At 45.9% G+C, this 9,897-nt stretch carries 15 protein-coding genes and 3 tRNA genes; 7 read left to right on the top strand and 11 right to left on the bottom strand.

The window, feature by feature from the left end; all coding sequences use genetic code 11:
• The 3 genes from ACFSKO_RS13615 to ACFSKO_RS13605 all read right to left on the bottom strand — a co-directional run.
• Positions 1–138, bottom strand: a 138-nt coding sequence (locus tag ACFSKO_RS13615) for a GTP-binding protein (protein WP_380249488.1), incomplete at its 3' end; no start/stop codon positions are given.
• A gap of 98 nt (positions 139–236) precedes the next feature.
• Positions 237–310 (bottom strand) — tRNA-Gly (locus ACFSKO_RS13610).
• Between the two features lie 41 nt (positions 311–351).
• Positions 352–437: transfer RNA gene (locus tag ACFSKO_RS13605), tRNA-Tyr, on the bottom strand.
• A 194-nt stretch (positions 438–631) separates the two neighbouring features.
• On the opposite strand from ACFSKO_RS13605, the gene rlmB reads away from it, so the two are divergent.
• Both rlmB and ACFSKO_RS13595 read left to right on the top strand, forming a co-directional pair.
• Positions 632–1,495: a 23S rRNA (guanosine(2251)-2'-O)-methyltransferase RlmB gene (gene rlmB, locus ACFSKO_RS13600; RefSeq protein WP_380252510.1), complete on the top strand. Its 864-nt coding sequence runs from the start codon at positions 632–634 to the stop codon at positions 1,493–1,495.
• A 289-nt stretch (positions 1,496–1,784) separates the two neighbouring features.
• Complete coding sequence (locus ACFSKO_RS13595; RefSeq protein ID WP_380252508.1) at positions 1,785–2,399, top strand: TetR/AcrR family transcriptional regulator; 615 nt, start codon at positions 1,785–1,787, stop codon at positions 2,397–2,399.
• A 29-nt stretch (positions 2,400–2,428) separates the two neighbouring features.
• Here ACFSKO_RS13595 and ACFSKO_RS13590 read toward each other — a convergent pair whose 3' ends face one another.
• Positions 2,429–2,989 (bottom strand): cupin domain-containing protein, encoded by a 561-nt coding sequence (locus ACFSKO_RS13590; RefSeq protein ID WP_380252506.1) that lies wholly within the window; start codon positions 2,987–2,989, stop codon positions 2,429–2,431.
• A gap of 155 nt (positions 2,990–3,144) precedes the next feature.
• On the opposite strand from ACFSKO_RS13590, the gene aptA reads away from it, so the two are divergent.
• Positions 3,145–4,497: an omega-aminotransferase AptA gene (gene aptA / locus ACFSKO_RS13585; RefSeq protein ID WP_380252504.1), complete on the top strand. Its 1,353-nt coding sequence runs from the start codon at positions 3,145–3,147 to the stop codon at positions 4,495–4,497.
• A gap of 141 nt (positions 4,498–4,638) precedes the next feature.
• Positions 4,639–5,757: an alanine dehydrogenase gene (gene ald, locus ACFSKO_RS13580; RefSeq protein ID WP_380252502.1), complete on the top strand. Its 1,119-nt coding sequence runs from the start codon at positions 4,639–4,641 to the stop codon at positions 5,755–5,757.
• A 285-nt stretch (positions 5,758–6,042) separates the two neighbouring features.
• Here the strand turns inward: ald and ACFSKO_RS13575 are convergent, their stop codons facing one another.
• Entirely contained in the window at positions 6,043–6,261 is a 219-nt protein-coding gene (locus tag ACFSKO_RS13575; protein ID WP_380252500.1) for a hypothetical protein, read from the bottom strand.
• A gap of 458 nt (positions 6,262–6,719) precedes the next feature.
• Here ACFSKO_RS13575 and ACFSKO_RS13570 point away from each other — a divergent pair.
• Positions 6,720–6,795: transfer RNA gene (locus ACFSKO_RS13570), tRNA-Thr, on the top strand.
• 91 nt (positions 6,796–6,886) lie between these two features.
• On the opposite strand, the gene ACFSKO_RS13565 is transcribed toward ACFSKO_RS13570, so the two are convergent.
• Positions 6,887–7,186: a hypothetical protein gene (locus ACFSKO_RS13565; protein WP_380252498.1), complete on the bottom strand. Its 300-nt coding sequence runs from the start codon at positions 7,184–7,186 to the stop codon at positions 6,887–6,889.
• Between the two features lie 131 nt (positions 7,187–7,317).
• Here ACFSKO_RS13565 and ACFSKO_RS13560 point away from each other — a divergent pair, with 131 nt between their 5' ends.
• On the top strand, positions 7,318–7,554 hold the full coding sequence (locus ACFSKO_RS13560; protein ID WP_380252496.1) for a hypothetical protein: 237 nt from the start codon (positions 7,318–7,320) through the stop codon (positions 7,552–7,554).
• A gap of 50 nt (positions 7,555–7,604) precedes the next feature.
• On the top strand, positions 7,605–7,991 hold the full coding sequence (locus ACFSKO_RS13555; protein ID WP_380252494.1) for a helix-turn-helix domain-containing protein: 387 nt from the start codon (positions 7,605–7,607) through the stop codon (positions 7,989–7,991).
• 34 nt (positions 7,992–8,025) lie between these two features.
• Here ACFSKO_RS13555 and ACFSKO_RS13550 read toward each other — a convergent pair whose 3' ends face one another.
• The 5 genes from ACFSKO_RS13550 to ACFSKO_RS13530 all read right to left on the bottom strand — a co-directional run.
• On the bottom strand, positions 8,026–8,445 hold the full coding sequence (locus ACFSKO_RS13550; protein ID WP_380252492.1) for a thermonuclease family protein: 420 nt from the start codon (positions 8,443–8,445) through the stop codon (positions 8,026–8,028).
• Positions 8,446–8,715: 270 nt separating this feature from the next.
• Positions 8,716–9,120, bottom strand: coding sequence for a DUF1353 domain-containing protein (locus ACFSKO_RS13545; protein ID WP_380252490.1), 405 nt, complete (start codon positions 9,118–9,120; stop codon positions 8,716–8,718).
• Positions 9,121–9,300, bottom strand: a complete 180-nt coding sequence (locus tag ACFSKO_RS13540; protein WP_380252488.1) for a hypothetical protein — start codon at positions 9,298–9,300, stop codon at positions 9,121–9,123.
• A complete protein-coding gene (locus ACFSKO_RS13535) occupies positions 9,297–9,614 on the bottom strand; it encodes a hypothetical protein (protein ID WP_380252486.1) in 318 nt (105 codons plus the stop codon). The genes ACFSKO_RS13540 and ACFSKO_RS13535 overlap by 4 nt, the downstream gene beginning before the upstream one ends.
• Positions 9,615–9,631: 17 nt before the next feature.
• The coding region (locus ACFSKO_RS13530) for a D-Ala-D-Ala carboxypeptidase family metallohydrolase (protein WP_380252484.1) at positions 9,632–9,897 on the bottom strand (266 nt) is incomplete at its 5' end.

Here is a 9,897-nt window from a genome sequence, read left to right as displayed (position 1 = left end):
ATCTGTAGCTGTACCACCACTCGCCTCTGCCAATACTTTCGTAATAGCAGCTGTAAGGGTCGTCTTACCATGGTCAACGTGACCAATAGTACCTACGTTACAATGCGGTTTCGTCCGCTCAAACTTTTCCTTAGCCATATCGCCTAATTCCAGTTCCGATGGACGACCACGCGTCCTTAGCTCAAATACATTAAAAGCCCGCACTTTAAAGCATGCGAGCTTCGGGGAATAAAATTTGGAGCGGGTGGAGGGAATCGAACCCTCATAACTAGCTTGGAAGGCTAGGGCTTTACCACTAAGCTACACCCGCATACATCGCGAAACCTAATTTGCTTACCTGCTGAATGTGGATGGTGGAGGGAGTTGGATTCGAACCAACGTAGACGTACGTCAGCGGATTTACAGTCCGCCCCCTTTAGCCACTCGGGCATCCCTCCATTTTATCCACGCTGCCCCAGGGTAGAGGCTTCAGCAACCGAGCGTTTCGGTGTGCGTTGATGATGCGAAATATGTTCATTTCCAGACGGATGTCAACGGTAAGATCTATAAAAATATCATCATTAGTGTTTTTTTCTTCGCGCCTAACTGTCATATAGACCGTTAAACAGAAACCCAGGAGCAAAAGACTGTCATGGCAAAGCCCAAAAAACTGCGAAAAAAGAGCGCTTCACAGCGCCCCAGTAGAAGAGATGGCATTGGAGCCGGAAATTTATGGCTCTATGGTATTCACGCCGTCCTTGCCGCACTTGGGAATCCAAATCGTACGATTAAACGATTCGCAATCACGCCAGATACCCAAGCTAAGCTAGAATCGGAACTGGCTGAAATTGCATACCAAACAGAACGCAAAATCGTTGCAGACCTAATCGCTAACAATGATCTAAACGAACTTCTCCCCCCCGGAGCCGTTCATCAGGGCATCGCCTGCTTAGCTTCCGCCCTTGAAGAAGTATACATAGAAGACATCCTTACAGAAGTTGGTCTTGCTGATAGGGCTGCTGGAAAAAAAGATAAAGAAGATTGGGAGTTCCAACAGCAAGGAAGAGACGTCATTCTTATACTTGATCAAGTAACTGACCCACAAAACGTAGGTGCTATTCTTCGTTCAGCTGCAGCCTTTGGCGCAAAAGCCGTAATTACGACAGATAGAAACTCTGCTCAACCGACAGGATCTCTCGCGAAAGCTGCCTCTGGTGCCTTGGAAAAGATCCCCTATATCGGCGTAACCAATCTGGTCCGTGCGCTAGAGCAGGTAAAAGAAGCTGGCTTTTGGTGTTATGGTCTTGCTGGTGAAGGAGAGAAGACAATATCAGAAGCTCTCCCTGCAAACGGTAAGATAGCCTTAATCATGGGAGCAGAAGGAACAGGTATGCGTCGCCTGACCCGCGAACATTGCGACATGCTTGTTAACCTCCCTACTCAGGATTCGTTCGGGGTTCTTAATGTATCCAGCGCTGCGGCTGTCGCCCTCTATGAAACGGCCCGGGTAAAGTAAATAACAGTTTGCGTCTCAATTTTTATGCAATAAAATCAATTACCTACAAGGTGATGAGCAAAAATATGCTCATCACCTTCATCCTATAGAAAACTTACTTTTACCGGTCTTTTTGCGCAACAGGTCATAATCAGGGTATACGACAAATTGAGTACCTAGATTTGCAAGATCTTCCTAATTCAATTAGGATTAATCATAATCAATGAGCGCAAAAGCGCCACACGACACAAGAATATACCAACTCAGAATTCCGCGTTCCTGTTATAAAAATTGAGCAAAAGTTCCCATCATGCCGCCACCAAAGCGTAACAAATACCTATCCAGCTCCCTAAGCACTCGTGACCTCATCATTGATGTTGCCGAACAGCTGGTTGCACTTCATGGCGTCGAAGGACTCAAGCTCAAGGACATCACAAAAGAAATTGGCATTCAGTTACCTTCTCTCTATGCCCACTTTGCTGGACGTGGCGCTGTTTTACTTGAAATCGGAAAGCGAATCTTCGAAGGGATCGTCGCCGATTTTGATCAAATCGAAAATCTTCCCCCTAAAGAAGCCTTACGAGAACACACCCGTTTGATGGTAAAGCGATACACAACCAATAGAGCACACGTATTGGTTCTTCTGGCAGATTTCGCCGCACCTCGAGGTATAGACGCCCTCAATGACAGTGAAAACATTCTATATCCTTACTATGAGAAACTAACTGCAGTTTTAGAACGCGGGCGCGAAGAAGGCTTGTTCAAGAAAGTTGAAACACAAGAGTTCATCGCAAATAGATTAGGCATAATTCTCGTCAACATTGCCTTTGCCTCTTTGAAAACAGGTGTCTTTACTGAGGAACAAGCCGCAAGACTCGAAGTTAATGTTCTCGCTCAAATTGATTTCATGCTGTCTGGTGATTAATTTTTATTGGCAACTAATTTTCACGCCCCCTAAAAAGTAGGTGGGGTGCAGGCCGACATTATGACAGCCTCTTTCTCCCCCGGATTGCGCCATCGATGTGGAATACGGCTATCAAAATAAAAAGCATCACCTGCTTTTAGGATTTTACGCTGATCCCCCACCGTTAATTCAATTTCGCCACTTACAATGATTCCTGCTTCTTCAGATTCATGACGCAAAAGTGTTTCTCCTGTATCGGCACCCGGCTGTAACCTTTCGTGTAAAACCTGTAGCGCTCTATCACTTAAATCACGACCAACTTGGCGATAAGAAACTTTCCCGCTCCCGATCTCTGTAAGATCTTCCGCGCGATAAAATACCTTTTGTCTCGGAGTAAGGTCTTCAGAGAAAAATGCAGAAACAGATATCGGTATTCCCGCCAACACCTTTTTTAGCACCCCAACAGAAGGGCTGCTTTTATTTTGCTCAATCAGAGAGATTACCGCGTTAGAGACTCCAGCTCTTTTCGCAAGTTCACGCTGCGACAATCCATTCATTTGCCGTAAAGCACGAAGGCGCAAACCTAGGTCAAAATCCTCATCTTCCATCATTTTCACTTTCTTGCTTATTATTATTAACACTATTAACAATAAAACCATACTATTGGTATAAAAAAGGGGCTTTTGCCTATTTTTTTAATCATGTATGGTTCTTAAAAGCGGTGCACAAGCATCAAGTGAAACACTGAACATGGGAGGCAGGAAAAATGAGTGACCTACCTTTAAATAAAGATTTCGACCGATCACCAAACAATCTGGATGCTTTCTGGATGCCCTATACTTGGAATCGTAAATTCAAGAAAGAGCCCCTCTTGCTAACCAGCGCCAAGGGTATGCATTACACCACAATAGAAGGTAACGAAGTTCTGGACGGAACTGCGGGCCTCTGGTGCTGCAATGCAGGACACTCATGCGAACGGATTACAAGGGCTGTTCAAGAAACAGTTGCAAAACTTGATTTTGCTCCAACCTTTCAACTTGGTCACCCACTAGCATTCGAACTCGCCTCACGCGTAACATCAATGCTTGATGGTTACGACCACATGTTCTTTACCAATTCTGGCTCAGAAGCCGTAGATTCAGCGCTCAAAATTGCCCTTGCCTATCACAGAGCTCGCGGCGAAGGACAACGTACCCGATTAATCGGACGTGAACGTGGTTATCACGGTACGGGTTTTGGCGGTATATCTGTCGGCGGCATTGTTAAAAACCGTAATGTTTTTGGCACTCTGCTTGCTGGTGTTGACCATATGCGACACACCCATGATTTGGAAAAACAAGCTTACACTGTTGGACAACCTGAATGGGGCGCACACCTTGCCGAAGACCTGGAACGCATTTGCGCTCTACATGATGGCTCCACAATTGCCGCTGTCATCGTAGAACCAATGGCTGGTTCCACAGGCGTACTAATGCCACCAAAAGGATATCTGGAAAAACTTCGTACCATTTGTGACAAACACGGCATCCTACTGATCTTTGATGAAGTTATCACAGGCTTTGGCCGCCTTGGGACACCTTTCGCTGTTGATAAATTCGGCGTCAAGCCTGACCTTATCACCTGCGCCAAAGGACTGACCAACGGAACGATCCCAATGGGTGGTGTTATCTGCCGCGAAGGCATTTATGATGCGTTTGAACAAGCTGCTGATAAAGATCCAAACAGCTCAATCGAACTATTCCACGGCTATACCTACTCTGGACATCCTGTGGCTGCGGCTGCTGGTCTTGCTACCCTGGAAACTTACAAAGAAGAAGGCCTCTTCGAACGTGCTCAAGGATTGGAAAGCTATTGGGGTAATGCTGCACATGCTCTCAAAGGTACACGTCATGTCGTCGACATACGCAGCCTGGGACTGATCGGCGCGATTGAATTGGAACCACGCCCAGGAGCTGCCGGACAACGCGCTTACGAAGCTTTCCGTAAATGCTTTGAAAAAGGCGTTCTCATCCGAACAACTGGCGATATCATTGCCTTATCTCCACCATTGATTATCGAAAAAGGTCAAATTGACCAAATTTTTGAAACAATCCAGAACGTACTAAATGATTTGGACTAGCTGCCTGTAAAATACAGCGTAGATAATCGGTGTGGACCCATCAAAATGATTGGTCTGCACCTACTAAGAACTCGTTGCTAGAAATAACCTCAATAAAAAAAGAGGAATAGCGCTTGTGCGACAGATAAGGAAAGAGAAAACATGTTGATTGGTGTTCCCAAGGAGATCAAGAACCACGAGTATCGTGTTGGTTTGGTCCCAAGCTCGGTACGTGAGCTCGTTCACAACGGTCATCAGGTTATTGTAGAGACCAATGCCGGGGGTGGCATTGGCTTTACAGATACTGATTATGAAGCTGCTGGTGCGTCCATCGTTGCAACCGCCGCAGAAATTTTTGCTCAAGCGGAAATGGTGGTTAAAGTCAAAGAACCACAGGAAGTTGAATACAAACAACTTCGAGAAGGCCAGCTGCTATTTACATACCTACACTTAGCACCAGATGCCCCTCAGACGAATGGTCTGGTTAAATCCGGTTGTGTTGCTGTTGCTTACGAAACCGTGACCGACAAAAAAGGCACGCTTCCTCTGTTGCGCCCTATGTCAGAAGTTGCAGGCCGCATGTCGGTTCATGTCGGCGCAAGCTGTTTGCACAAAGCTCAAAATGGCTCTGGTGTTCTCCTCGGTGGCGTACCAGGTGTTGCGCCAGGTAAAGTTGTTATCATCGGTGGTGGTGTATCCGGCACTCATGCTGCCCGCATGGCGATGGGTCTAGAAGCTGAAGTTACGATCCTTGATCGGTCTCTCCCCCGTATAGACGAACTTAACAGCCTTTATGGCAATAAGTTAAAAGTGGTTTACTCCACAGTTGATGCAATCGAAAAATATGTATCCGATGCTGATCTTGTGATCGGTGCTGTATTGGTTCCTGGTGCATCAGCTCCTAAACTTGTCAGCCGTGAACTTCTCGGCAAAATGCGTCCGGGGTCTGTACTTGTCGATATCGCGATTGACCAAGGCGGATGCTTTGAAACATCACATGCGACAACTCATCAAGACCCAACATATGAAGTTGATGGCATCATCCATTATTGTGTTGCAAACATGCCTGGTGCCGTTGCGCGGACTTCAACAATTGCGTTGAACAACGCAACATTGCCATTCGCACTCGCTCTGGCAAACAAAGGCTACAAAAAAGCTCTGGCTGATGATCCACACCTCATGGAAGGTCTGAACGTTGCCTTTGGCAAAATAACCTGCGCACCCGTTGCAGAAGCCCATGGTATGGAATATGTGCCTGGCGCTAAAGCACTCGCCCAATAGGGTCGCCTAAGAAAGTAAACTGATCCTCCCAGTTAATTAGGTCGGATTTTTTTAAAGGCCGAGGTATCCAAACGAATTAAAAGGCAGTTGATTTATTCAGCTGCCTTTTAGAATTCCCTATACAGCCTTCAAAACAACAACTCAAAATACAAAAAAACCTTCTTAAGCAAGGGAGCTTAAGAAGGTTTTTAAGAAGTTACCACGACAGTACTATCGTACTTCACCGCAGCGAGGAGCCTCAGAGCGCGAGCTATTACACCTTTAGATCAACAGGAACTTGGTAAATCAAACAACTAAGCCGGAAAGATCACCGCTAAGCACATCACTTAATCCCGCAGTATCCAAAAGTGGCGCAGAGCATAAATCAATATCCATCAAATCCCCATAAGACAGGCGTCCACGTACAGGCAGAACAGATGATACCTGACGCGCAGCTGTCGTAAGATCTATACCCTCTAGTGATAAAACGGTTTTGTGATCAAAAAATTCGGTTTTCATTTCCATTGGTAGTACCCTTGATTTTTCCATCCTGTGATGAAGTTCATACTAAGGGCTTTATCGAAATAAGTGTGTAACATGGTGGGGGCATTACTAGGGCATTCCTGTGACGAAAAACTTTACACAAAATTAACCATTACATTCGCAAACCTAGTTTCCCTATAAAAATCAGTCTATTAATAATGCACAACCGATTCTTAATTATGGTTAACAAATCTTGACCGACCACTGATGATACTAAATTTCCAATGTTAAAATCCTGAAGAATGAAGCCAGCAAGCACCGAACAACAAACATCGTTAAATTTTACTATTTAATATCAATAACTTATATAAAAATTAAAAAAATTTATTTTTTTGTCATTTTCCTCTTGAGTATTTCAAACGAATCACCTAAATTCCGCCTCGTCGACACGCTGACTTCCCAGAGAGGTCAAACACTAACAGAGCGTGATCGACCTATGTGCCTCTGTAGCTCAACTGGTAGAGCACCTGATTTGTAATCAGGGGGTTCCGGGTTCAAGTCCTGGCGGAGGCACCATTTTTCTTCCAAACAAAACAACAATTTAACTAAATCGCCCTACTCGTTGTTTTCGTGAGTTTTTCATGCATCGCATGATTAACTAAGCAATTCACTCCCAATCCACCCAACCAATCCCCTCGTCGTTTTCAGATTCCGTTGGCTCAAGATCGCCTTGGTTTTTGTAGATGACTTTGTGCAGGTTCGGACCGGTAATGCCAACCATACCACTAAGGCCGTCGCGGGTGTGTTCATCCAATAACCGATACGCATACTCAAGGGCGGGCCGTTCCATATCGACTTTATCAAACACTTCCTTTTTCACAATCCTGCCAGTGTGGTCGTAGACGGTGAATTTATAGGTCGGTTGATAAGGGTTGCCAATGTTGGTGATGTATGAAGAGTGAGTCATAATTAGAACATATAGGGAACATGAAAAATCTTCAATTAAATACACAATACATGTTGAAAAGACCTCTTTCCGGTCTTATATTAATAATCAGAAGGAGGGAATAGTTCCTCCAAACTCCAAGGGAGAAAAAAATGACTATTTCAAAATTCATCTTCAAAAACAATTCCGAGATCCTTAACCAGTTCAACACAGGCCTTGAAGATGCTATCGAGATTGTTGCTAAAGACGCCTTTGAAGCTGGTCAAATCTTGCAAGGTATGGACGGCGGCAATTCTTTCAACGAGATTCGTGACGAAGGTTTAGGCCGTGGGGCTGATGAAATTATTCCAGCTACCGACGAAGAAATTGCAGAATACCTTCAAGATTAAAATCTTTGGCGGGTCGCAAGGCCCGTCATTCCGACTTTAAAGGAAAGTAAATGAAAAACGCAGAACTGGTCTGTATGGTTCGATCTCTTGGGTTGTCACAAACCGATCTTGCAGAACTGGGCGGGGTAAAAGAGCGACAAGCGCGGCGATGGATGAAGGGCGACGCACCTATACCGCTCGACGTTGAAGAGGCCCTTCACCTTATTAGGGATGATATCGACGTTATGACCGATAACATGGTTGAGGACGTTAAGGAAGGCGATGGCGTTTTGATCGTATACAAAAGCAATGACCAGCTTAGGTCAAAGTTGCAGAATTTGCCGACAAGGGGTAAGGCGTTAGGGCCTTTTGTTGGCCCTCACCAGATCGCATCTTTGACAGCGCGAGAGCTTCTGGACGAACAAGGAATTGAAGTTGATATACTGTTTGCAGAGTGAGCGAGGTGCCATTTTCGACGTGAGGGGAGTATGGTCAGTCACACCACCCCGACCTTTTCCCGCCGTCGTAAGCCCGACCCAATCCAGCAGCAATTAATAGCTCTGTAAGATTGCGCCCGTCCTCAAGATACACATCAGCGACAACCCGCCCGGCGTATTTGCCACGTTTAACGTTCTTGAGTATCACTGATTCCCCAAGAACTTCGCGGACATAATCACGGGCCGCTATAGCTGTATCTTTTTCAGCCTGGCACTTACCTCTAATCTCAGGAGTATCAACACCGTTAACCCGGATCGAGACATTCATAGTCATACCGGGCCAAGGATGAGCATTAGCTTTGAAGGTATCGCCGTCATAAACGGATATAACATCTGCGGGGACAGCAAGGCCATCGGCCAGTGCAGGGGCTGAGATTAAAAGAACTAGAAGGGATAGTTTGAGAGATTTAAGCATTCTCTCTTTTAGCTGGATCGGGCGGGATATTCAACTAAGGTATAGCGATGATAATGGAGCAACTATGCCAAGATACAACTATATCATATATAATGACGGAGACTTGAGTGAGCGGAACGCAAGCTTTAACGCCGCAAGTATTATTGATGCCGAAATAATTGTAAAAACAAAGATAGGCGCCTCATTGCAGCGCACTTACGAACTGGATACAAACGGGCGATCTGTAAAGATCGTTGAATATCATAATCTTCCTAACCCGAGGCGTTATTGCTATAAAATTGGACTTTCCGACTGATAACTCCAGCCCCCAAAGTATTTAACCGCCGAATACATGAGAGTACGACGTAACCGCCCTACCCCGGCTTGCTCCATGCCAACACGGAACAGCATGTCAGAATCGTCTTTATTTAGCCACATCATAGATTTATCGCGGTAGCACCAATCATGAATAATAGCGGGTAGAATGTGTTTTCCAACTTGGGGGATAAACCCACGCAACAACCGAGGTATAGAAGCCAGGTCAGTTTCAAACCCAACTGGAACGGTGAACGAGAACCGAAGCCCTCGATCATCCACAAAATAAACCGTGATCGGCTCAAGCAGTATCCAAACACGCTTAGTTGTACACCACCTTAAAGCCGGGTCTGTCGTTGAATACCGGGGGAAATACACCACTTACTTACCCGCCGCTTCCCATTCTGCCCAAGCGTCATCCAGCTTTGCGGAAATTGGTTTCCACTCTGCACGGATTTCATCAGGCGTTTTGTCACCGTTTTGAACGGCGCGGATGGATTTGAAAGTAAACAGGCCGATTTCGATCAGGGCGTTTACAGTTGCAATTGTTGCGGGGTTCATGCTTCTACACCTTTCTTGACGGTTAGGAGAATGTAGGCGGTCTCCTGTAGGGTCTGGAGTGCTGTTTCGTAGTCAGTGACCTCACCAGAGCAGAGTTTGACTGTGGACGGCATCAGGTCCGATACGGTCTTGATCGTCTGATCTGACAATTGGCCGGCCGCACGGTATCCGGACAGGATACGAACGGTTGAGATAATGCCCTCGCAAGTGATTTGCACTTGCTGTTCAGTCGAGAGCTTGTTGCCTTCTGGCGTCGTACAAGCAGACATAAAAAAAGCCGCTACAAGAGCGACTGTCATCAATATGCGTTTCATGGTTAGTGTACTCCTTTTCAGTACGTCCAAGCGACACCGTTGCCGCGATCTAAGTAAGGGTGTTTATCGTCCAGGTGAACAAAGCTCTTTCCGGTGCCTATGCCTTTCATCCCAACTCTCGGCGCTTGGCTTATCAGGATATAAAGCTGTGAGCCATTTGAGTAAGAGATGTCAGCCGCATGGCCGATAGAGTGGGCGCCACCACGTTTTTTCTTGCGCTCTTCTGGATGGTTTGGGCAACGAAACCCGCTTGTGATGCGCATCGGGCCAAACTGGTATCTGA

This window comes from Kiloniella antarctica (genome assembly GCF_042682825.1).
In the GTDB taxonomy this organism is placed as follows: Bacteria; Pseudomonadota; Alphaproteobacteria; order Kiloniellales; family Kiloniellaceae; genus Kiloniella; species Kiloniella antarctica.
The sequence above is the reverse complement of the archived record's forward strand: the minus strand, read 5'-3'. Positions and strand labels throughout refer to the sequence as shown.

Excerpts from the sequence above, each read along its gene's own strand:
- rlmB (WP_380252510.1), top strand. The coding sequence starts at position 632 with ATGGCAAAGCCCAAAAAACTGCGAAAAAAGAGCGCTTCACAGCGCCCC.
- ACFSKO_RS13595 (WP_380252508.1), top strand. The coding sequence starts at position 1,785 with ATGCCGCCACCAAAGCGTAACAAATACCTATCCAGCTCCCTAAGCACT.
- ACFSKO_RS13590 (WP_380252506.1), bottom strand. The coding sequence starts at position 2,989 with ATGATGGAAGATGAGGATTTTGACCTAGGTTTGCGCCTTCGTGCTTTA.
- aptA (WP_380252504.1), top strand. The coding sequence starts at position 3,145 with ATGAGTGACCTACCTTTAAATAAAGATTTCGACCGATCACCAAACAAT.
- ald (WP_380252502.1), top strand. The coding sequence starts at position 4,639 with ATGTTGATTGGTGTTCCCAAGGAGATCAAGAACCACGAGTATCGTGTT.
- ACFSKO_RS13575 (WP_380252500.1), bottom strand. The coding sequence starts at position 6,261 with ATGGAAATGAAAACCGAATTTTTTGATCACAAAACCGTTTTATCACTA.
- ACFSKO_RS13565 (WP_380252498.1), bottom strand. The coding sequence starts at position 7,186 with ATGACTCACTCTTCATACATCACCAACATTGGCAACCCTTATCAACCG.
- ACFSKO_RS13560 (WP_380252496.1), top strand. The coding sequence starts at position 7,318 with ATGACTATTTCAAAATTCATCTTCAAAAACAATTCCGAGATCCTTAAC.
- ACFSKO_RS13555 (WP_380252494.1), top strand. The coding sequence starts at position 7,605 with ATGAAAAACGCAGAACTGGTCTGTATGGTTCGATCTCTTGGGTTGTCA.
- ACFSKO_RS13550 (WP_380252492.1), bottom strand. The coding sequence starts at position 8,445 with ATGCTTAAATCTCTCAAACTATCCCTTCTAGTTCTTTTAATCTCAGCC.
- ACFSKO_RS13540 (WP_380252488.1), bottom strand. The coding sequence starts at position 9,300 with ATGAACCCCGCAACAATTGCAACTGTAAACGCCCTGATCGAAATCGGC.
- ACFSKO_RS13535 (WP_380252486.1), bottom strand. The coding sequence starts at position 9,614 with ATGAAACGCATATTGATGACAGTCGCTCTTGTAGCGGCTTTTTTTATG.